Raw genomic sequence first — 20,543 nt, forward strand, 5'->3', positions numbered from 1 at the left:
GCGGGCCGCGGTCGGCTACCACCGACCGGTGACCGACGTCTCCACCCGCTCCGACGCGGAGCTCCTGGGTCCCTGCGGGCCCGTCACCCCCGACGTCCTCGACGCCGTCGACGCCGCCGTCGCCGCCGTGCTGGGCGACGGCGCCGAGCTCGGCGACGGCCAGCGTGCCGCCGTGCTCGGCGCGCTCGTCGACGACTGCCTGGCCGTCCTGCCCCCGGCCGCGGGCAAGACAGCGGTGTACGCGGTGGCGGGCCTCGTGCTGGGCGGTCCGACGGTAGTGGTGTCCCCGACGCTGTCGTTGCACCGCGACCAGGTGGCCCACCTCGCCGACGCGGGACTGCGCGCCGACGTCCTCAACTCGACGCTGGCCAAGGGCCGGCGCGGCGAGGTGCTCGACGCGTTCGGCGCCGGCGAGCTCGACGTCGTCGTCACCTCGCCCGAGCAGCTCGCGCGCACCGACGTCCTCGACGCGCTGGGTGCCGGCTCGCCGGTGCTGCTCGCCGTCGACGAGGCGCACTGCGTGTGCGACTGGGGCCCGGACTTCCGCCCCGACTACCTCACGCTCGCCGTCGCCCGCCGCCGCCTGGGCGGGCCGCGGGTGCTGGCGCTCACCGCGACCGCGTCGGTGCCGGCGCGCTCGGCGATCCTCGAGCTGCTCGACGTGCCCGGCGCGTGCGTGGTCGTGCGCGACCCGGACCGCCCGCACATCCACCTCACCGGGCACCTCGTGCACGACGAGGAGGCCAAGTGGGACCGGGTGGTCCGCGAGGTCGGCGAGCTCACCGCGGACGGGGCCGCCGGGATCGTCTACGTCACCACGCGCCGGCACACGACGCTGGTGCGCGACCGCCTGCGCGACGAGGGGATCGCCGCCGAGGCGTACCACGGCGGGATGAAGACGGCCGACCGCGGACGCGTGCAGGACGCGTTCATGGCCGGCGAGGTCCCGGTGGTCGTCGCCACCAGCGCGTTCGGGATGGGCATCGACAAGCCCGACGTGCGCTGGGTGGTGCACGGCGACACGCCGACCTCCATCGACGCCTACCACCAGGAGATCGGCCGGGCGGGACGCGACGGGCGGCCCGCGACCGCGGTGCTGTTCCACCGCCCGCAGGACCTCTCGCGACCCAAGCTCTTCGCCTCCGGGCGCGACGCCGGGGCGCGGGCGCTGGGGACGGTGCTCGCCGCGGTGCGCCAGAACCCCGACGGCGTCGAGCAGGGCGAGCTCGCGAAACCGGCGGGCCTGTCCGGCGCCGCGCTCTCGCGCGCCCTGCCCGCCCTCGTCGCGCTGGGGGCGGTGCGCCAGCTGCCCGGGCGCAAGCTGGCCCCCGGGGACACCCTCGGCGACGACCCGTCCGAGCTGGCGGAGCAGGCGGCCGCCCTGGTCACGCGCGGGCGGGAGCGCGAGCAGAGCAAGGTCGAGCTGGTGCGCCGCTTCGCCGAGGCCACGGGGTGCCGGCGCCGCACGCTGCTCGAGGCGCTCGGCGAGCCGCGCGACGAGCCGTGCGGGTACTGCGACCAGTGCGACGCCGGGCGGCCCGGCGACCCGGGCGACCGCTCCGGGATGCACGGCGACGACGCGCACCGCGAGGGCGACCCGGTGCCGGGCGAGGCCGTGCAGCACGAGCAGTGGGGTCGCGGCACCGTCACGACGGTCGCCGACGACTCCGTCGTCGTGCTCTTCGACGAGGGCGGCTACCGGACGCTGTCGCTGCCCCTGGTGCGCGAGAAGCGCCTGCTGCAGCCCGCCTGAGGTCACGTTTCCCGGGGGCAGGCGGCGCCGATCCCCGCGATGACCGCAACGGAAGGTGACCGTGCTCCACGAACCCATCGACTCCCCCCTGGCCCCTCCGGCCGCCGCCCCCGACCTCGTGCCCGTCCCCGATCCCGAGCCCCCGGCCGACCTGCGACCGCTGGTGCGGCGCGCGCGTCGCGACGTGGTGGCCGCGCGGGAGCTCGCGTCCGCGCTGCTCGCCCGTGGTTGGAGCGCCCGCCCCGCCGCCGCGCTCTCGGGGCTCGCGGAGATCGCCGTCCGGGCGCTGGCCCGCGTCCGGCGACCCGGCACCGCGGCCGGCTTCGTCGCCGACGACCTCGCCGCGCGCCACGAGGCCGGCGACCCGTCGCCGGGCGTGACCCGCTCGGCCTGACATCCTGCGCACCCCGTCCCGCCGCACCCCTTCCCCTTCCCGCCGAACCCAGGAGTAGCCGGTGGCCGTCGAGCCCGACCTGGCCGAGCTCGCGTCCGCCCACGGTGTGGCGGTGCGCTACCGCGACGCCGACGAGCGGGAGGTCGAGGTCGACCGCGAGGTCGTCGTCGACGTCCTCGCCGCCCTCGACGTCGACGCCTCCACCCCGGAGGCGCTCGACGCCGCGCTGACGGCCCTGCGCGACCGGGACCCCGACGCGCTGCCCGCGACGCTCGTCGTCGACGAGGGGCGCTCGCGGGAGCTGCCGGCGCCGGGGCGGGTCACGCTCGAGGACGGCACGACGCGCGACGTCGGTACCACCGTCCCCGCGGACCTGCCCGTCGGCTACCACCGGCTGGCGTGCGGCGCGCAGGACGTCGCGCTGATCGTCGCGCCGCCCGCGCTCGAGCCGCCGGCGCCGACCTGGGGCTGGATGGTGCAGCTGTACGCGGTGCGCTCGTCGGGCTCGTGGGGCGCCGGCGACTACGCCGACCTCGGCGTGCTGCTCGACCGGACGGCCCGCGAGCAGGGGGCCGGGGCGCTGCTGGTCAACCCGTTGCACGCGCTGGCGCTGGCGCCGGAGGTCGAGGCCTCGCCGTACTCGCCGTCGACCCGGCGCTTCCTGCACCCCTTCTACGTGCGCATCGAGGACACGGCCGCGTACGCCGCGGCCCCGGCGTCGGTGCGGTCGTCGGTGGACGCGCTGCGGCCCGCGTCGGCGGACCTGGTGGACCACGACGCGGTGTGGGCGGCGAAGCGGGCGGCGCTCGAGCTGCTGCGCCCGTACGACGCCGCCGCGCCGGGCGACATCGAGGCGCTCGACCCGGAGCGTCGGGACGTCGCGACCTGGTACGCGCTGGCCGAGCGGTACGGCTCCGACCTGCGCGACTGGCCCGCGGGGCTGGCGTCGGTGGACGACACCGGGGTGGCCGCGGCGCGCGCGGAGCTCGCGGACCGGGTGCTGTTCTCCGCGTGGTGCCTGGACCTCGCGGACGCGCAGCTCGAGCGCGCGCACGCCCACGCGGCGGGCATGGCGGTCGGGCTGATCGCCGACCTCGCCGTCGGGTGCTCCGCCGGGGGCGCGGACGCGTGGACGCTGGCCGGCGCGCTGGCGCGCGGGGTCACGGTCGGCGCCCCGCCCGACGACTTCAACCAGCAGGGCCAGGACTGGGCGCTGCCGCCGTGGCGCCCGGACGCGCTCGCCGCGTCGGGGTACGCGCCGCTGCGCTCGATGATCCGCGCGGTGCTGCGCCACGCCGACGGGCTGCGCGTCGATCACGTCGCCGGGCTCTGGCGGCTGTGGTGGATCCCGCCGGGCCGGGGGGCTCGCGAGGGCGCGTACGTGCACTACGACGCCCGGGCGATGCTGGCGGTGGTGGCGATCGAGGCCTCGCGGGCGGGCGCCGTCGTGGTGGGCGAGGACCTGGGGACCGTGGAGCCGGAGGTCACCGAGGGGCTCTCCGAGCACGGGATGCTCGGGTGCGCGGTGCTGTGGTTCCAGCGGGACTCCTCGGGTGCCTTGTTGCCGCCGCGGCGCTGGCACCCGGACACGCTGGCGAGCGTCTCCACCCACGACCTGCCGACCGCGGCGGGGTTCCTGCGCGACGAGCACGTGCGGGCGCGCGCCGACGCCGGGGTGCTCTCGGACGTCGACGCGGCGCGGGCGGACGCGGCGAAGGACCGGGAGGAGCTGCTGGAGCTGCTGCGCGCCGAGGGCTTCGGGGTGGAGGATCCGTCCGACGAGGACGCGGTGATCGTGGCGGTGCACCGGCTCCTGGCCACCGCGCGCTCGCGGGTCGTGCTGGCGGCGTTCACCGACGTCCTGGGCGACGTGCGCCAGCCCAACCTGCCGGGCACGGTCGACGCCTACCCGAACTGGCGCATCCCGCTCTCGCGGTCCCTCGACGACCTCCTCGCCGACCCGCGCGTCGGGGCGGTGGCCGGGTCCCTACGTGAGCGATCTTCGGGCCTATAGGCCCAAGGATCGCTCACGTACAGCGGGGGCACGCCAGGAGCGGGTCGCCCCAGCCCCGGGCCCGGAGGAGTTCGGCCACCTCGCGCGCGCACCGGCACGGCGACCTGGTGACCTCCTCCGACCCGAGCGGGATGGAGGGAGCCCGCGCGAGGACCGCAGCGACGGCGCGGCGACGGTCCACGAACGCCGTGCGCCGGTCGCGGTGCCCGCCGAAGCCGTCGAGACGCACGATCACCCGTCCGTCGGGCAGGTCGTAGGCCACGTCCTCGTACCGACGGACGCCGTCGACGGGGACGGCTTGCTGACGTCGCCCGACGGGGAGCCCGTGGGCCTGCTCGACATCGACGAGGTACCGGTACTCGAGCGCGGACAGCACGCCATCCCGGAGCAGGGCGACGGCGTCGTCGATGGACTTGCGGTGCCGTGGCGGTCGACGCAGCTCCGCGGCCTTCTGGAGGGCGAGCGGGTGGACGCCGGCGTCCAGCGCGAGCTGGTGGGCGAGGGTCAGCGCCTCCGCGGCGTCCGGCGCCGCGACGGCCAGGTCGAGCACGGTGTGCACCCTGCTCGTGCGCGGTGGGTCCGACCCGACCTCCGCGATGTGGGCGAGGGCTCGCGAGCGGTGCACCTTGATGCCCCGGGAGCGCGCTGCCGAACAGCCGTACCGGACCGTCACGTGGATGGGTCGATCCGGATCGGGCTTGACGAACCCGTGCAGCTCCCCGGCAGTCTCGTGGCTCAGCAGCGCCCCGGTCCCGCACGCGAGCAGCGCCGCCGTGCGCAGCGCCTCGGGCGTGAGGGGCCCCGAGGTGAGCGAGTACACGCCGTCGTGAGGCCGTTGCCAGCGCCCGGCGTCCATCTGGGCGCGGATGCCGTCATCGGTGAAACCCTGCGCAAGGAGCTGCGCCCGGGTCACCACCCGGTGCTGGGCCTCCAGCAGCCGCTGCCACTCATCGATCCCGTCCATGCACGGTTCGACGCGGTCGAGGCACGGACGGCTCCATCGCCCGGGTCATGTGAGCGATCTTTGGGCCTATAGGCCCAAAGATCACGCACGTAGGGCGTCGACCGCCGAGATGCCCCGGTCCGGGAGGGCCGTGGGCGATTCCTGGTGGTACGCCCCCGGCGGCAGGATCCCCGCGGCCCCACGGCGCGCCATCACCCGCTGCTGGGAGTACACGTCCTCGCCGTGGGCGTCGGCCGGGACGTCGCGCCAGAACTCGAAACCGCCGGCCTCCACGAGCGCCTCGCGGTCGAACAGCACGCACCCCGCGACCCAGGCCACCTTGTAGGGCACGTACTCGTCGGGCGGCGGCACCGGGCGCAGCGGGCCGTCGAGGTCCAGGTCCTCGGCGAGGTGCAGCGCGTTCGCGGCGTTGTGCAGGCGCCAGCGGTCCCAGCCCGGCCCGTCCTTGACCAGCGTCTCGGGCTCCACGCCACCCCGCCACACCTCGAACGACGTCACCTCGTGCGGGCGGCGGTCCTCGGCGTGCCCGAGCCCCTGCATCGCCGCGCCGACCATCCCGCACCGCAGCTCGCCCAGCGCCCGGTGCAGGCGCGCCAGCACGCCGGGCTCGAGCCACACGTCGTCGTCGAGGTAGAGCACCGCCGGCGCCGACGCGCACGACAGCAGGAACGCGCGCTGCTCGGCCATCCCGCGCGGCGGGAGGTGGCGGTGCAGCTCGACCTCGACGCCGCGGCGGCGCAGCCAGCGGATCAGCGTCCACGCCGGCGGGGTGTCCCACGACGCCTTGCCCTCCGAGCCGTCGGACTGGTCGGAGACCACCAGCCGGTAGGTCACCCCGGTCTGCGCGGCGAGCCCGGCGAGCGTCGTCGCCAGCTCGACGGGCCGGCCGCGGGTGGGGACGAGGACGTCGACCTCAGCCACCGCTGCCGCCCCGGATGCGGTCCACCAGCGACGTCGTCGACCGGTCAGGCAGGTAGTCCAGGATCACCACGCGCCCGCCGTAGGCCGCCACGGTCGCCGACTCGCGCAGCATCTCGGGCGTGTAGTCGCCGCCCTTGGCGTAGACGTCGGGGCGCAGCAGCTCGAGGAGCTCGGCGGGGGTGTCGGCGTCGAACGCGGTGACGTGGTCGACGCAGCTCAGCGCGCCGATCACCGCCGCCCGGTCGGCCAGCGGGTTCAGCGGCCGGCCCGGGCCCTTGAGCTGCGCCACCGAGTCGTCGGAGTTCAGCGCGACGACCAGCACGTCGCCCAGGCGCTTGGCCTGGTTGAGCGAGGCGACGTGCCCGCGGTGCACGACGTCGAAGCAGCCGTTGGTGAACACCACGCGCCGGCCCGCGACGCGCTGCTCGTCGACGATCGCGGCCAGCGACGCGGCGTCGAGCAGCGGACCCTCGGCGGCGGCGACGCGCTCGGCGAGCTCGCCGGTGGTGCACACCGAGGTCCCCGGCCGGCCCACGACGACGTCGGCCGCGGCCTGCGCGAGCTCCACCGCCGTCGGCGCCGGCGTGCCCGCGGCCAGCGCGAGCACGAGCGCGGCGGTGAAGGTGTCCCCCGCCCCGCACGCGCGGCTCTCGGAGGCGGGCCGGGCGAAGGTGCGGTGCGCGGGCGCGCGGTCGTCGCCGACGGGGTCGGGCAGCAGCAGCGCGCCGTCGCGGTCGAGGGTGACGACGACGGCCGCGGCGCCGGAGCGCTCGCGCAGGTCGGGTCCCGCGGCCTCGGCGGCGGCGACCCGGTCGGGCCCGCCGAGCTCGCGGCCCAGCAGCAGCGCCGCCTCCCCCGCGTTCGGGGTGACGACGTCGGGGCGCGTCGAGCGCCACCGCGCGGGGTCGTGGGCGTCGACGACCAGCCGGCACGACCGCTCCCCCGGCGCACCGACGACCTCGGCGACGGCCGCGACGGTCTCCTCGTCGAGCAGGCCGCCATCGTAGTCGCACACCACCACGGCGTCGGCGCCGTCGACCGCCGCGCGCAGGGCGTCGCGCACCGCGGCGCGGGAGTCGGGCCCCAGCGGGTCGCGGGGGTTGGTGTCGAAGCGGGCGACGAGCGCGTCGTCGGCGAGCACCCGGCGCTTGGCGGCGGTGGGCCGGGCGGGGTCGGTGACGACGCCCGCGGTGCCGACGCCGTGGCCGGCGAGCAGCTCGCGGATCGTGGCCGCGTCGGCGTCGTCGCCCAGCACGGACACCAGCTCGGTCCGCGCGCCGAGCGCGGCGAGGTTGGCCGCGGTGTTGGCGGCGGCGCCGGGCGAGCCGCGGGTGTGGTCCACCTCGACGACCGGCACCGGCGCCTCGCGCGACAGCCGCCGCGAGGGCCCGGTCAGCCACTGGTCGAGCACGGCGTCGCCCAGCACGACCACGCGGGGCGCGACCTGGGCGAGGCGCGCGGGCAGGTCGGCGGCCAGCGGGGCCGACGCGAGCGGCGGCACCGGGGCGTCAACGGTGCGGTCCCGCTCACGGCGGCGGGGCACGTCGGGGGCTGCCATCAGCGATGCGTCCTTCCGGGGGAACACCTACGGGTGCAGACGGCCGCCGGCGTTCCCGCCGGGCGGCGCGTCGCGCAACGTCTCGGTACTGTCGCCACCCGTTCCGTCACCGACGGGGTGACCCGCCCGTCCCGGGAGTGCCGATGGCCAGCGACCAGCCCCAGCCCGACACCGTCACGGTGGACGACGAGGAGACCGTCGAGATCTCCGCCCGCTTCCTGACGCCCACGGTGACCGTCGTGCGCCCGGTCGGCGACGTCGACACCGCGTCGGCGGGCCCGCTGCGCGCCGCGATCGGCGAGCAGGTCGGCGCCGGGGCCCTGCACGTGGTGCTGGACCTCTCCGCCGTCGACTTCATGGGCTCGGCCGGCCTGGCGCTGCTCATCGCCGAGCGCGAGTCGGCCATCGCCCGCGACGGCCAGCTGCGCCTCGCCGGGGTGCCGCGCACCGCCGGCCGCGCGCTGAGCCTCACCGGCCTGACCGAGCTCTTCGACACCTACCCCGACGCCGAGACGGCGGCCGCGGACCTGCGCTGAGCCGGCGGGGACCCCACCGATCACGGGTACGAGCCCTCCTCCGACGCCGTGACGACGAGCTCGCGCACCTCGCTGCCCGGCGGGCGGGTCAGGGCGTAGAGCACGGCGTCGGCGGTCTGCGCGGGGTCGTTGAGCTTGGCGTCCGCGCCCGGCTTGTACTGGTCGGGGCGGTCGTCGAAGAAGTGCGTCCACATGCCGCCGGGGATCAGCAGCGTCACGCCGACCGAGCCGGCCGTCTCCGCGGCCAGCGCGCGGGTGAAGCCGACGACGCCGAACTTCGAGGCGCAGTAGGCGGTCGCGTCGGACACGGCCTTGACCCCGAGCGTCGAGGAGACCGTGACGACCTTGCCGCGGCGGGACTCGAGCTCGGGCAGGGCGGCGCGGACGATCGCGGCGGTGCCCAGCAGGTTGACCGCGATCACGCGCTCCCACTCGCCGGCGTCGACGTCGACGAGGCGCCCGCAGCGGTCGATGCCCGCGGCGGTGACGACGGCGTCGAGGCCGCCGACCTGCTCGGACGCCTGCGCGACGGCGGCCTCGGCGGCCCGGGTGTCGGCGAGGTCGACCTCGACGAACGCGTGCCCCGCGTCGGGGGCCTTGAGGTCGAGGACGACGGGCGTGCCGCCCGCGGCGACGACAGCCTCGGCGACGGCGGCGCCCAGGCCCGACGAGCCGCCGGTGATCAGGACGCGGCCGGGGCCGTCGCGGCGGTTGCCCGCAGCGGTGGTCGCGGCGGGGTCGGCGGCGGGCACGGGTGAAGCGGCGGCGCTGGTCATGAGGGTCCTCCCGAAGGGACGGGGTCGGTGGTCGGTGTGGTCTCGAGGCGGGCGAGCAGCCGCGTCGACGAGCGCCCGGCGTGGTACGGCACGGCGACGACCTCGCCGCCCCAGCTGCGCACCAGCGGTGTCTCGAGCAGTTCGTCGGTGGCGTAGTCGCCGCCCTTGACCCAGACGTCGGGGCGCAGGCGGTCGAGGACGGCCCGGGGGTCGTCCTCGTCGAACACGACGACGGCGTCCACCGCGGCGAGCGCCGCGAGCATCTCGACGCGGTCGGGCTCGGCGACGACGGGCCGCTCGGGGCCCTTGAGGCGCCGGACCGAGGCGTCGGAGTTGAGGCAGACGACGAGGACGCCACCGTCGCCGGCGAGCCGGCGTGCGGCGTCGAGGGTGCGGGCGTGCCCGGCGTGCAGGAGGTCGAAGCAGCCGCCGGTCGCGACGACGGTGCCGCCGCGGGCGCGGGCGGCGGCGACCACGTCGGTGGCGTCGCCCGACGTGTCCGGGATCGGGTCCTCGGGGCCGTCGGCGAGCGCCGCTGCCCCGCCGGCCGCGACGAACGCGGCGGCGGCGGACACGGCCGCGCGGACCGCGTCGTCGACGGCGGCGCCGTCGGCGAGCGCGACCGCGACGGTGGCGGCGAAGCGGTCGCCGGCGCCGCAGGGGTCGCCGCCGCGAGCGGGCTCGGCGGGGGTCACCGAGGTGCCGGTGGCGCCGCGGAGCACCGCGCCGTCGCGGCCGGCGGTGACGGCGACGGTGTCGACGCCCCAGTGCTCGCGCAGGGCCTCGCCGAGCGCGGCGGGTTCGTGCGGGAACCCATGTGCGTGATCTTCTGAGCTATAGCTCAGAAGATCACGCACGTAGCCACGGGCCTCCGACAGGTTCGGGGTCACGACCGTGGCGCCGGGGACGGGCGGGGCGCCATTGGGGTGCGGGTCCCAGACGAGCGGGACGCGCGTCGCCGCCTTCTCCAGCGCCTCGCGCACCACGGGGTCGGCGGTGAGCCCGCGGCCGTAGTCGCTGACCAGCACCACGCCGGCGGACGCGATCGCGTCGAGCAGCGGGTCGTCCGGCGCCACGATCACCGGGTCCAGGCCACCCTCGTCCACGCGCAGCAGCACGCGGTCGTCGGCGAGCATCCTGGTCTTGGCCGGCGTGGTCCCGCCGGCGGTCACGGCGACGACGTCGACGCCGGCGAGCAGCGCGCGCACCTCCGCCGCGTCCTCGCCCAGCACGGTCGCGAGCGTCACGGGGCGCGTGGTGCTGCCCGCGGCGAGCAGGGCGGTGAGGCCCGCGCCGCCGGGGCGCTCGCGGCGCCGGTCAGCGGCGAGCACGGGGGCGGGCGCGTCGGGGCACAGGCGCTCGACGGCGCCGTGCACGTCGACGTCGCGCAGGCAGTCGCCGACCACCACGATCGCGTCGCGGGTCCGGGGGCTCACGGGACGAGCTCCTCGGCCTTCGTGCGCTCCGCCGGCGCGACGACCGAGCGGCCCAGCGTCCGGTCGACCACCTCGCACAGCAGGTGCACGGTGACCAGGTGCGCCTCCTGCACCGAGGGCGTGGCCCCGGGCAGGCAGAGCGCCTCGCTGCTCGCCGCGGCCAGCGGGTTGGGCCCGGGCCCGGTGAGCGCCCAGACGGTGAGCCCGAGCGAGCGGCCAGCCTCGGCGGCGGCGACGAGGTTGGGGCTGCGCCCGCTGGTGGACAGCAGGATCAGCACGTCGCCGGGGCGGCCGTGCGCCCGCACCTGGCGGGCGAAGACCTCCTCGTAGCCGTAGTCGTTGCCCAGCGCGGTGATCGTGGAGGTGTCGGCGTGCAACGCGATCGCCGAGAGCGGCTCGCGCTCCCCGCGGTAGCGGCCGACCAGCTCGGCGGTGAGGTGCTGGGCCTCGGCCGCGCTGCCGCCGTTGCCGGCGGCGAACAGGCGCTGCCCGCGGCGCAGCCGGGTCGCGAGCTCGGTGCCCCACCGCTCGACGCGCCGGGACTCCCCGGCCAGCCCGTCGAGGGTGGCGCGCAGCCCGCCGAGGTGGGCGTGCACGACGTCCTCGATCGGCTCTCCCGCGGCGCTCACGCCGGGCTCCCCGAGGTCAGGGCCCCGACGCGGGGCGCCGCCGACGGGCCGGTGGCCGCGGCGGCCACCTCGGCGTAGACGCGCTCGTGCGCCTCGGCGACGCGTTCCCACCCGTACTCGGCGACCGCCCGGCGGCGCCCGGCGCAACCCAGCGCGCGGGCCCGGCGCGGGTCGCGGCGCAGCGCGTCGAGCGCGGCGGCGACGGCGACCGGATCGCCGGTGGGCACGTGGTGACCGGTGACGCCGTCGACGACGGTGTCGGCGAGCCCGCCCACGGCGGCGGCGACGACGGGTCGCCCGCACGCCATGGCCTCGAGCGGCACGAGGCCGAACGGCTCGTAGACCGGCACGCACGCCACGGCGTCCGCGGCGCGGTAGAGCGCGGGCAGGGCGTCCTGGCCGACCGCGCCGAGGAACGTGACGCGGTCCGCCACGCCCTCGGCCCGGGCGCGGTCGCGCAGCCGGGCGACCTCGGGGTCGTCGTCGAGGCTCGCGGCGGGCGGCCCGCCGGCGATGACCAGCTCGACGTCGCCGGGAAGGCGCCCGAGCGCCCCGATGACGGTGTCGACGCCCTTGCGGGGGACGAGCCGGCTGACGGTGAGCACGCGGAAGCGGTCGCTGCTGGACCTCGCCGGCCCGCTGGGCCGGAAGTGCCCGACGTCCACCCCGCACGGCACGACGGTGGCCTGGTCGGTGGCGACGCCGAGCGCGAGGAGCTCGTCGACCTCCTCGCGGCACGTGGCCAGCACGCGGTCGACCGAGGCACCGAGGTCGCTCTCGACGGCGACGCGGCGCGCGGGGCTGGTGTCCTCGGCGCCCTGGTGGCGGCGCTTGACCGAGCCCAGCGCGTGGAAGGTCTGCACGATCGGCAGGCCGAGGGCGCGGGCGGCGGGCAGCGCCGCCATCCCCGACATCCAGAAGTGCGCGTGCACGACGTCGGGCCGCTCGTCACGCCAGCAGGCCGCGAGCTCGTCGGAGAACGCGTCCATGTGGTCGACGAGGTCGTCCTTGGGCAGCTCGCACGGCGGGCCGGCGTCCACGTGGTCGACGACGGCGCCCGCGGCGAGCGGCACCCGGCGCGGGGTGGTCGTGTCGGTCCGGCGGGTGTGCACGACGACCTCGTGGCCGGCGTCGGCCAGGGCCAGCGCCAGCGCACGCACGGCGACGTTCTGGCCGCCCGCGTCGACGCCACCGAGACCGCTGGACGCGGCCAACGGGCTGGCGTGCTCGGACACCATGGCGATCCGCATGCGCACTCCTCCCTCGGTCCCGCGCGGGGACCGGGTGTTCTCTTCGGGCGGCGGCCGGGGGACACGCCGTCGACGCTGCGAGGGCCGGGGGTCCGGCCCGCGGCGTCAGACGGCGGGTTCCAGCCGGCCCGGGGACCGGGCGGACCCGGCGGCGGCGTCCTCGTCGACGGCGGCGCCCTCGACCGCCTCGTCGAGCAGGCGGTCCCAGTCGGCGAGGAACCGGTCCACGCCGTGTCGGGCGAGGGCCGACGCGCGACCCACGGCGCCGGCGGCGCGGGCGAGCTCGGGATCGTCACGATAGGTCCGGAGCCCGGCGCGCAGGACGTCGAGGTCGGTGGCGACGACGCCGGCCTCGGCCGGGACGTCGACGGCGGCCTCGGTGGTGGCGAGGGCCACCACCGGCATCCCCAGCATCATCGCCTCGATGAGCGAGAGCCCCAGCGACGTCCACCGCACGGGGTGCAGGTAGACGCGGTGCTGCGCCATCGCGGTGTGCAGTCGGTCCTGCGGCAGGTCGCCGCCGATCGCGATGCCGGGGTGGGTGACGGCCTCGCCGAGCCGCTCGCTGCCGATCCCGTAGACGTCGAGACCGACGTGGTCGGCGAAGCCGGCGAGCAGGTCGGTGCCGGTGACGCGCCCGCGGCGCACCGGCTCGTTGACCACGACGGCGGCCCGGTCGAGCTCGCCGGTGTAGCGCTCCCCCGGGTCGAGCACGCCGTGCTCGACCACGCGGATCGGCGCGCGGCCCGTGTCCCACATGAGGGCGTTGAAGTGGGTCACGTGCACCACCGGGATGTCGTCCCGGTCGGCCAGCGGGTGCCGGGCGTTCGGGACGTCACCCTTGGGCGTGTTGTGCTCGACGAACAGCGCGGGCACGTCGCGGCCGGGGCGTCGACCGGTCCAGCGCTCGGTGAGCTCGATCTCCTCGGGGCGCTGCAGCACCACGACGTCGATCTCGTCCGCCCGCTCCCGCAGCTGCGCGGGCGTGGCCTCCTCGGCCCGCGTGGGCCACTCCCACGCCGCCGGACGTCCGCCGCCCCACGCCCCGCCCTCGGGCAGCACCGGCAACAGGCACGTGTGCCGGCCCTGGACGAAGGCCGTGCTCCAGGAGCCGTGGACGTGCCAGTGCAGGACGGTCCGCGCCGGGCCCCGGGCTGTTCCCGGGACCGGCTGGCGGGAGGGCGGAAAGGTCACCGGCGAGGTATTGGTTGCGCGTCGAACCCATAAACTCCGCCCGGGGAACTACTACTCTCCGTACATCAATCGGGCGACGGCATCGACGATATGTGCACCCCGAACCGCATCCAGGCACGGGTGACCAGGCACGGGGCAGGTCCTGGCCCGGGTTCCGCGGCACGGGGCGTCCTGATCGCCCAGCAGAATCCGTCGCACTCCGTAGGGGGCCCACCGCTCCGGGGGCACGACGGGGGCGAACAGCGAGACCACCGGCACGCCCACCGCGGCGGCCAGGTGCGCGGGCCCCGTGTTGCCCACCACGACGACCCCCGCACCGGCGAGGACGGCCGCCAGCGCACCGAACGACGTGCGCCCGCCGAGATCGACACCACGGCCGTCCGGGACCGCCCCGGCCACCTCCGCGGTGAGCGCCCGCTCCCCCGGCGCGCCGGTCACCACCACCCGGTGGCCCGCCGCCGCGAGCGCCGCGGCGCCCTCGGCCGCGCGGTGCGGCGACCACGCCCGCGCGGGCACCGAGGCCCCGGGGTGGAGCACGACGTAGGGACCGTCCACGCCCTGTGCCGCGAGCACAGCGGTCGCCTCGTCGCGGGCGGCGGCGTCGACGGTGACGGCGAGGCGGCCGTCGTCGCCGTCGGGCAGCGCGTAGCCGGCGCGGGCCGCGACCGCGAGGGCCCGCTCGGCCTCGGGCAGGTCGTCGGGCAGGTCCACGGTCGGGTCGAGCGCCGGGTCGCCGGGGCGCAGGCGGACGTCGAGCAGGCTGCCGGCGTAGTCGACCGACGCGGCGGTGATCCGCGGCACGCCCGCCAGGCGCAGCACCAGCGCGGTCGGCAGCGGCGACTGGTGGAACGAGGTGAGCACCACCGCCTCGTCGGCGTCCAGGGCGGCGAGCGCGTCGACGAGCGCGTCGGTGTCCTCCTGCGTCACCGGGGGCGGCTCGCCGTCGACCCACGGGCAGCGCCACTCGACCACGGCGTCGACGCCCGGCAGCAGGCCGGCGGCCTGGCGTCCCTTCGGCCCGACGACGGCGACGACCTCGTCCGCACCCGCCGCCACCGCGCGGATCGCCGGGCCGGAGAGCAGGACGTCGCCGTCGCTGTCGAGCCGCACGACGAGGACGCGGGTCACGCGCCGAACCCCAGCAGCTCCACCGCGCCCAGCAGGTCGTCGGCGAGGATGCCGCGCTCCGCGGCGGCCGCGACCTCCTCGGGACGCGTCGCGGGGGTGGGCACGAGCACGGCCCGGGCGCCCGCCGCGTCCGCGGCCCCGACGTCGGCGGCGATGTCACCCACGACGGCGACGTCGGCCGGCGCGACGCCCAGCGCGGCGGCGGCGTCGAGCACCATCCCGGGCGCGGGCTTGCGGTACGCGCAGCCGTCGCCGGCGCCGTGCGGACACCACCGCCACACCGCGAACGGGCCGAGCAGCGCGTCGATGCGCGCGTTGACGGCCTCGACCTGCCCGGCGTCGAGCAGGCCCCGCGCGATCCCCGACTGGTTGCTCACGACGCCCACCGGGACACCGGCCGCGCGCACCCGGTCCAGCGCCGCCGCGGCCGTCGCGACGGGCTCCACGCGGGCCGGGTCGCCGTTGTAGGGGACGTCCACCACGAGGGTGCCGTCGCGGTCGAAGAGCACGGCGCGGGGTGGGGCGCTCACGGGCCGGAGCACACCACGGCCGCGCTCCCCCGGGCGAGCGGGGGCACCTCCCGGCGCGGGGGGCACCGGTTTGTGCCCTAGGGCCTCGGGTACACGCCGGGAGACCGGAGCCTCGCCGGTCTGTCCACTCCGCGAGTGGACGTGACCGATCGGGAGGAACCACGGTGATCCGCCCCCAGCCGCCGGAGGACCGGGGAACGGGTGCGCCGCGTGACGTGGAGGTCCGTGTCCCGGCCGTGCCGGAGGCGCTCGTCACCGTGCGCACCGTCGCCGGCGATCTCGCCCTGCGCGCCGAGTTCCCGCTCGACGCGGTGGACGACCTGCGGCTCGCCGTCGACGAGGCGTGCACCTGCCTGGCCGACCTCGCCCGCCCCGGGACGAAGCTCACCGGCACGTTCGCGGTCGACGAGCAGCGCATCTCGATGACGGCGTCGGTGTCCACCACCGGCCCGACCCGCCTGCCCACCGACACGTTCGCGTACCGGGTGCTGACGGTGCTGGCCGACGACGTCCGCGTGCTCGCCGAGACCCCGACCGCGCCGGGCGACGCGCACCGGCTGGCCCTGCGCCTCACGATGCGCCGCCCGGACACCAGCCGTCCGGGCGAGGCGCCTCCCCGCCAGGCCCCCCGCGACGTCCCCGCCGTCGCCTCGATGCACGACCGTCCCGGGACCTCCGGGTCGTGACGTCGCCCCACGCCGCCGCCCAGACCGGCGATGAGCAGGCGACGTCCGCCCCGACGGACCCGACCACCCCCGACACCACGGACGTGAGCTCCATCGACACCATGACCGAGACCGCGACGATCGACGGCCAGCAGGACGCTCCGCAGGACGGCACGACCGACGCGCCCGAGACGGCGACCGAGGGCCGTGAGCGCCGCCGCAGCGAGCGCCGCAGCTCGTCGCGGGGTGAGTACGACCACCTCATGCCGATGCTCGCCGAGCACGCCGCGCTGGAACCGGGCAGCGCGGAGCGCCAGGCCCTGCGTGACCAGCTGGTGCGCGGGCACCTGCCGGTGGCCCAGCACATCGCGCGCCGGTTCTCGCGCCGCGGGGAGCCGGAGGAGGACCTCGAGCAGGTCGCGACTCTCGGTCTGATCAACGCCGTCGACCGCTACGACCCGGCGCGCGGCACCGACTTCCTGTCCTACGCGGTGCCGACGATCACCGGCGAGGTACGGCGGCACTTCCGCGACCAGGCCTGGTCGATGCGCGTGCCGCGCCGGCTCAAGGACCTCAACGTCACCCTGTCCTCGGCGATGTCGCAGATGTCGCAGACGCTCGGGCGCGCCCCCAACGCCGCGGAGCTGGCCGAGCACCTGGGCATCGCGAAGGAGGAGGTGCTGGAGGCGCTCGAGGCCTCCAACGCCTACCGCAGCGGCTCGCTCGACGAGATGCTCGTCGACGACCCCGACTCGGGCACCGTGTCCGACCTGCTCGGCGAGGCCGACGCGGCCCTGGAGCAGGTGGAGTACCAGCAGTCGCTGGCCCCGCTGCTCGAGAAGCTGCCCCAGCGCGAGCGCACGATCATCATGCTGCGGTTCTTCAAGAACATGACGCAGTCCCAGATCGCCGAGCGCGTGGGCATCTCGCAGATGCACGTCTCGCGGCTGCTCGCCAAGACCCTGACCCAGCTGCGCGACGGTCTGGGCGACGCGCGCTGAGGCGTTGGCGCTGCGCGCTCGTGCGCGCTTGCCCGGCCCCTGACACGGGAAAGCACTCACACGTGCCCACCGCCCTCGTCCTGCGCGACCTCGGCCTGGGCGACCTGCTCGTCGCCGTCCCGGCCCTGCGGCTGCTGCGCGGGGCCCTGCCCGACCACGAGATCGCCCTCGTCGCCCCGCCCGCCCTGGCGCCCCTGGTCGAGCGGATCGAGGCGGTGGACGTCCATGTGCGTGATCTTCTGAGCTATAGCTCAGAAGATCACGCACGTACGGATGTGGCCGTCAACCTCCACGGCCGGGGCCCCGAGAGCCACGCGCGCCTCGACGCCCTCGCCCCGCGCCGGCGCGTCGGCCACGCCGCACCCGGCTGGGAGGGCCCGGCGTGGACCGACGACCCCGACCGCCCCGAGCGCCGCCGCTGGTGCGACCTGCTCGCCGCGACCGGCCTCGTCGACCCCGCCACCGCGGCCGCGCGCGCCGACGACCTGCGCCTTCCCGGTGGGCGCGCCGTCACCGGCGGGCCCGTCATCGTGCACCCCGGCGCCGCCTTCGGGTCCAAGCGCTGGCCGCCCGAGCGCTTCGCCGCCTGCGCGGTCGCCCTGCGCCGCGCCGGCCACGCCGTCGTCGTCACCGGCGGGCCCGACGAGCGCCCCCTCACCCGCGAGGTCGTCGCCCGCGCCGGCCTGCCGCCCGACGCCGACCTCGGCGGGCGCACCGACCTCGCCGGCCTGCTCGACCTCGTCGCCGCCGCCTCGCTCGTCCTCGCCGGCGACACCGGCATCAGCCACGTCGCCACCGCCTTCGCGACGCCCTCGGTGACCCTGTTCGGCCCCGTGCCCCCGACCCAGTGGGGTCCGCCGCCCGGCGGGCCGCACGTCCTGCTCGGCGACGACGCCGTCCGCCGCGGCGAGCGCTTCGCCGACGACCCCGACCCCGCCCTGCTCGCGGTCACCCCCGACGACGTCCTCGCCGCGATCCCGCACCTGCCCGGGGTCGTCCGCGCGTGACCCGCGCCGGAGATCGCAGGACAGGGCGACGGAGGAGCGCTGACGTGCGCATCTCCTGGCCGCGACGAATTAGAGTCACCTCGTGTGAAGGTCGGCTACGAGCTGCTCGGCTGTGCGCTGCACGGGCACGCGCTCGTCGGCACCGACGCGGCCACCGTCCGCGACGCGGACGCGCTCCTCGTGCGCGAGGACACCGCCGGCCTGCGCTGGCACCGGTGCCTGCGCTGCGACGCGTGGGTGCCGCGGGGAGTCCCGCCACAGCCGGCGCGGGACACCGTCCCCGGCGAGGACGAGATCGAGGTCCCCCTGCGCGGGCGCCCCCTGCGCGACCGCTACGTGCTGCGGCTCATCGCCCTCGACCGCGCGCTGCACGTCGTCGGCCTCGCCCTGCTGGGCACCGTCGTCCTGCTCTTCGCCGCCTACCGCGAGGCGTGGGGCCCCACCGCGGCCCAGATCCTCGGCATCCTGCAGGCCACGCTCGGCGGCCCGGTCGGCCACGGCGGCCCGACGCTGCTGGTCGAGGCCGAGCGGGCCTTCGAGGTCCCCGCCCGCACGCTCTACGGGCTGGCCGCCGTCCTCATCGCCTACGCCGTGCTCGAGGCGGTCGAGGCCGTCGGGCTATGGTACGCGAAGCGGTGGGCGGAGTACCTGACGTTCGTCGCCACCACCGTCCTGCTGGTGCCCGAGGTCTGGGAGCTGACCCACGGCCCGACGCCCACGAAGATCCTCGCACTGCTCGTCAACCTCGCCGTCGTCGTCTACCTGCTCGTCGCGAAGCGCCTGTTCGGGCTGCGCGGCGGCGGGCGCGCCGAGGCCGCCGAGCGGGCCCACGACACCGGCTGGGCGGCGGTGGAGCGCGCCGGTCCCGGCACCGATCGGCTGACCGCGCGCTGACGTCGGTCACACCTCACGGCAGGTGCGCGCCGCCACCGTCGGCTGCCGCTGGGTCGAGGGCCGCGGGCTGCGCTGGCGCAAGCGGATCGGCGCGCTGGCCAAGGCGCTCGGCGTCGGCGGCGTCGCCTTCCTCGGGGTGCGCTACCTGCTGCGCGACCCCGCCGACGCCGACACCCTGCGCGCCGTCACCGCCGGCGCCTTCGCGCTGCCCGGCGGACGCTCGCTCGTCCTGGCCGCCGCCGTGGTCGTGCTCGTCACGGCGATCTCCACCGCGGTGACCGGCATCCGCGCCACGTTCCTCGGTGACCTCGTCCCCGAGCGCCTCTCCCCGCGCCTGCGCCGCGTCGCGCGCTGGCTGGGCGCGGTGGGGAACCTGACACGCGCCGTCGCGTTCGGCGCCGTCGCCGTCCTCGGGCTGATCGCCGTGTGGCGCGACGACCCCGAGCAGGTCGGGGGCCTGGACATCGCCCTGCGCACCCTCGCCGACCACACCTCGGCGTGACCGTGCTCGCGGTCGTCGGCGTGGGCTTCGCCGCCTACGGCCTGTACTGCCTGGTCGACGCCTACGCCCGGCACCCCTGAGGCGCCACCGGCTCCGGGATCCGCCGTCCCGGCACGAACGCCCCCGCGACGGCGCCGGCGGCGTTGACCGTCCACTCCAGGGCCTCGACGCCGCCGCCGAGGTCTGCGCGGATGCTCGTCAGGGCGGTCGAGACCACCAGGGTGTCCAGGGCGCACATCAGCGAGGTGACCGACGCGAGCAGGAGCACCCCCCGTGCGCTGTCGCGGGCTCATGACCCGTCCTCCTCCGGCTGCCGGCGGGGCCTCTCCCCGCCCTCACGGGGTCCCGACCGGTGCCGGCGGGCGGGAATCATCGGCCGCTGTGGGATCCGTGTGCGGCGCCACCGGGGCCCTCGGTTGCCGTGCGGGGGCGACGGGTACGCAGGCCCGGTGCCGAGCCGCCGCCCCTCCTGGACGTCCGTGCCGGTGGAGCTCGCCCGCGACGTCGCGGCGACCCTGCGGGGCCGTGACCTGGCCGCCGTCGCCGCCGGACTGACCTACTTCGCCGGCCTCGGCGTCGTTCCGTGGCTGCTGCTCGCGGTGTGGGGCGCAGCGCTGATCAGCTCCCCGGCGACGGTCGCCGTCCACCTCGCCGACCTGCGCCTGCTCTTGCCCCCGGAGATGGGCGCGCGCTCGGTGTACGACGGGCTCGTGCGCGCGGGCCTCGAGCTCGGGCCCTGGGGCGCGCTGGTGACGATCTTCCCCGCGACGTTCTACGGCGAGGGTCTGCGCCGCGCGTGCCTGCGCCTCTCGCCGCGCAGCGACCGCTTCACCGGCTGGCGCGCGCGCCTGGGCCTGCTGCCGCTGGTACTCGCGGTGCCCGTGCTCGCGCTCGGGGTGTTCGCCAGCGCACCGCTGCTCGCGCACTTCGCGCGGATCGGCGGGGTCGGGGGGACCCTGGGCCAGGTGGTGGTCGCGTTCCACGTCTCCTTCGTCGCGATCGGCGTCGTGATCGCCTGGGGCTTCCGGGTCGTCGCGCCCGGCGGACCGGGGTGGGTCGCGACGCTCGTCGGCGCCTTCGGCACGTCCGCGGTGATCTCGGGCTTCCTCCAGGGCTTCCTGCTCTTCCTCGCGATCCCGATCGACGTCGGCGTGCCCTTCGGCGGGCTCGACGTCGTCGGCGCCACGGTGGCGATCGGGCTCTGGCTCTTCGTCCTGCACGTGCTGCTGCTCACCGGCTGGGCCGCCACCGACGCGCTCGACGGGCGCCTGCGGGGTCGGTCCCCCGGCCACGGCGAGCCCGTGTCCGACGTGGCGCCCGACGAGAACGGGCCGACCCCGGACGACCCGCGTCCCTCGCCCGCGGCGGTGGCCGTCGGGGCGGGACGGTGA

Annotated in this window: 21 protein-coding genes; 10 read left to right on the plus strand and 11 right to left on the minus strand. The window is 76.9% G+C overall.

The window, feature by feature from the left end; genetic code table 11:
• The first annotated feature begins 28 nt into the window (after positions 1-28).
• The 3 genes from ACQPX6_RS22090 (at position 29) to ACQPX6_RS22100 (ending at position 4,161) form a co-directional block, all read left to right on the plus strand.
• The gene (locus ACQPX6_RS22090; protein WP_433782553.1) at positions 29-1,753 is read left to right on the plus strand and encodes a RecQ family ATP-dependent DNA helicase; all 1,725 of its coding nucleotides are present in this window, start codon (positions 29-31) and stop codon (positions 1,751-1,753) included.
• A gap of 61 nt (positions 1,754-1,814) precedes the next feature.
• Entirely contained in the window at positions 1,815-2,147 is a 333-nt protein-coding gene (locus ACQPX6_RS22095) for a hypothetical protein (RefSeq protein WP_433782554.1), read from the plus strand.
• A 61-nt stretch (positions 2,148-2,208) separates the two neighbouring features.
• Positions 2,209-4,161: a 4-alpha-glucanotransferase gene (locus ACQPX6_RS22100; protein ID WP_433782555.1), complete on the plus strand. Its 1,953-nt coding sequence runs from the start codon at positions 2,209-2,211 to the stop codon at positions 4,159-4,161.
• A gap of 13 nt (positions 4,162-4,174) precedes the next feature.
• On the opposite strand, the gene ACQPX6_RS22105 is transcribed toward ACQPX6_RS22100, so the two are convergent.
• From ACQPX6_RS22105 to rfaE2, 3 genes are all read right to left on the minus strand, one after another.
• Complete coding sequence (locus tag ACQPX6_RS22105) at positions 4,175-5,125, minus strand: hypothetical protein (protein WP_433782556.1); 951 nt, start codon at positions 5,123-5,125, stop codon at positions 4,175-4,177.
• Positions 5,126-5,206: 81 nt separating this feature from the next.
• The gene (locus tag ACQPX6_RS22110) at positions 5,207-6,046 is read right to left on the minus strand and encodes a glycosyltransferase family 2 protein (RefSeq protein ID WP_433782557.1); all 840 of its coding nucleotides are present in this window, start codon (positions 6,044-6,046) and stop codon (positions 5,207-5,209) included.
• Positions 6,039-7,604: a D-glycero-beta-D-manno-heptose 1-phosphate adenylyltransferase gene (rfaE2, locus tag ACQPX6_RS22115; protein WP_433782558.1), complete on the minus strand. Its 1,566-nt coding sequence runs from the start codon at positions 7,602-7,604 to the stop codon at positions 6,039-6,041. The genes ACQPX6_RS22110 and rfaE2 overlap by 8 nt, the downstream gene beginning before the upstream one ends.
• 143 nt (positions 7,605-7,747) lie before the next feature.
• Here rfaE2 and ACQPX6_RS22120 point away from each other — a divergent pair, with 143 nt between their 5' ends.
• Positions 7,748-8,140 (plus strand): STAS domain-containing protein, encoded by a 393-nt coding sequence (locus tag ACQPX6_RS22120; RefSeq protein ID WP_433782559.1) that lies wholly within the window; start codon positions 7,748-7,750, stop codon positions 8,138-8,140.
• A gap of 20 nt (positions 8,141-8,160) precedes the next feature.
• Here ACQPX6_RS22120 and ACQPX6_RS22125 read toward each other — a convergent pair whose 3' ends face one another.
• From ACQPX6_RS22125 to ACQPX6_RS22155, 7 genes are all read right to left on the minus strand, one after another.
• Positions 8,161-8,916, minus strand: a complete 756-nt coding sequence (locus tag ACQPX6_RS22125; protein ID WP_433782560.1) for an SDR family oxidoreductase — start codon at positions 8,914-8,916, stop codon at positions 8,161-8,163.
• Complete coding sequence (locus tag ACQPX6_RS22130; protein WP_433782561.1) at positions 8,913-10,352, minus strand: PfkB family carbohydrate kinase; 1,440 nt, start codon at positions 10,350-10,352, stop codon at positions 8,913-8,915. The genes ACQPX6_RS22125 and ACQPX6_RS22130 overlap by 4 nt, the downstream gene beginning before the upstream one ends.
• The gene (locus ACQPX6_RS22135) at positions 10,349-10,981 is read right to left on the minus strand and encodes a D-sedoheptulose-7-phosphate isomerase (protein WP_433782562.1); all 633 of its coding nucleotides are present in this window, start codon (positions 10,979-10,981) and stop codon (positions 10,349-10,351) included. The genes ACQPX6_RS22130 and ACQPX6_RS22135 overlap by 4 nt, the downstream gene beginning before the upstream one ends.
• The gene (locus ACQPX6_RS22140) at positions 10,978-12,231 is read right to left on the minus strand and encodes a glycosyltransferase (protein WP_433782563.1); all 1,254 of its coding nucleotides are present in this window, start codon (positions 12,229-12,231) and stop codon (positions 10,978-10,980) included. Before ACQPX6_RS22140 ends, ACQPX6_RS22135 begins: the two co-directional genes overlap by 4 nt.
• 105 nt (positions 12,232-12,336) lie before the next feature.
• The gene (locus ACQPX6_RS22145; RefSeq protein WP_433782564.1) at positions 12,337-13,425 is read right to left on the minus strand and encodes a glycosyltransferase; all 1,089 of its coding nucleotides are present in this window, start codon (positions 13,423-13,425) and stop codon (positions 12,337-12,339) included.
• Positions 13,426-13,476: 51 nt separating this feature from the next.
• Positions 13,477-14,553: a glycosyltransferase family 9 protein gene (locus ACQPX6_RS22150; RefSeq protein WP_433782565.1), complete on the minus strand. Its 1,077-nt coding sequence runs from the start codon at positions 14,551-14,553 to the stop codon at positions 13,477-13,479.
• Positions 14,550-15,083 carry an HAD-IIIA family hydrolase gene (locus ACQPX6_RS22155; RefSeq protein WP_433782566.1) on the minus strand — a complete coding sequence of 178 codons (534 nt, stop codon included), beginning with the start codon at positions 15,081-15,083 and terminating at the stop codon, positions 14,550-14,552. The genes ACQPX6_RS22150 and ACQPX6_RS22155 overlap by 4 nt, the downstream gene beginning before the upstream one ends.
• Before the next feature lie 215 nt (positions 15,084-15,298).
• Here ACQPX6_RS22155 and ACQPX6_RS22160 point away from each other — a divergent pair, with 215 nt between their 5' ends.
• The 5 genes from ACQPX6_RS22160 (at position 15,299) to ACQPX6_RS22180 (ending at position 19,152) form a co-directional block, all read left to right on the plus strand.
• Positions 15,299-15,769 carry an ATP-binding protein gene (locus tag ACQPX6_RS22160; RefSeq protein WP_433782567.1) on the plus strand — a complete coding sequence of 157 codons (471 nt, stop codon included), beginning with the start codon at positions 15,299-15,301 and terminating at the stop codon, positions 15,767-15,769.
• Between the two features lie 242 nt (positions 15,770-16,011).
• Entirely contained in the window at positions 16,012-16,749 is a 738-nt protein-coding gene (locus tag ACQPX6_RS22165; RefSeq protein ID WP_433788325.1) for a SigB/SigF/SigG family RNA polymerase sigma factor, read from the plus strand.
• 62 nt (positions 16,750-16,811) lie between these two features.
• A complete protein-coding gene (locus ACQPX6_RS22170; RefSeq protein ID WP_433782568.1) occupies positions 16,812-17,756 on the plus strand; it encodes a glycosyltransferase family 9 protein in 945 nt (314 codons plus the stop codon).
• An 84-nt stretch (positions 17,757-17,840) separates the two neighbouring features.
• Complete coding sequence (locus ACQPX6_RS22175) at positions 17,841-18,650, plus strand: DUF2127 domain-containing protein (protein ID WP_433782569.1); 810 nt, start codon at positions 17,841-17,843, stop codon at positions 18,648-18,650.
• A 22-nt stretch (positions 18,651-18,672) separates the two neighbouring features.
• Entirely contained in the window at positions 18,673-19,152 is a 480-nt protein-coding gene (locus ACQPX6_RS22180; protein ID WP_433782570.1) for a hypothetical protein, read from the plus strand.
• A 61-nt stretch (positions 19,153-19,213) separates the two neighbouring features.
• On the opposite strand, the gene ACQPX6_RS22185 is transcribed toward ACQPX6_RS22180, so the two are convergent.
• On the minus strand, positions 19,214-19,420 hold the full coding sequence (locus ACQPX6_RS22185; protein WP_433782571.1) for a hypothetical protein: 207 nt from the start codon (positions 19,418-19,420) through the stop codon (positions 19,214-19,216).
• Positions 19,421-19,601: 181 nt separating this feature from the next.
• Between ACQPX6_RS22185 and ACQPX6_RS22190 the strand changes: the two genes are divergently transcribed.
• Positions 19,602-20,543: a YhjD/YihY/BrkB family envelope integrity protein gene (locus ACQPX6_RS22190; protein ID WP_433782572.1), complete on the plus strand. Its 942-nt coding sequence runs from the start codon at positions 19,602-19,604 to the stop codon at positions 20,541-20,543.

The organism is Actinomycetospora sp. CA-101289, assembly GCF_050955895.1.
Lineage (GTDB): Bacteria > Actinomycetota > Actinomycetes > Mycobacteriales > Pseudonocardiaceae > Actinomycetospora.

What these genes read in the sequence shown, in the direction of transcription:
- rfaE2 (WP_433782558.1), bottom strand. Translation starts at nt 7,604, where the DNA reads ATGGCAGCCCCCGACGTGCCCCGCCGCCGTGAGCGGGACCGCACCGTT.
- ACQPX6_RS22125 (WP_433782560.1), bottom strand. Translation starts at nt 8,916, where the DNA reads ATGACCAGCGCCGCCGCTTCACCCGTGCCCGCCGCCGACCCCGCCGCG.
- ACQPX6_RS22105 (WP_433782556.1), bottom strand. Translation starts at nt 5,125, where the DNA reads ATGGACGGGATCGATGAGTGGCAGCGGCTGCTGGAGGCCCAGCACCGG.
- ACQPX6_RS22120 (WP_433782559.1), top strand. Translation starts at nt 7,748, where the DNA reads ATGGCCAGCGACCAGCCCCAGCCCGACACCGTCACGGTGGACGACGAG.
- ACQPX6_RS22165 (WP_433788325.1), top strand. Translation starts at nt 16,012, where the DNA reads ATGCCGATGCTCGCCGAGCACGCCGCGCTGGAACCGGGCAGCGCGGAG.
- ACQPX6_RS22140 (WP_433782563.1), bottom strand. Translation starts at nt 12,231, where the DNA reads ATGCGGATCGCCATGGTGTCCGAGCACGCCAGCCCGTTGGCCGCGTCC.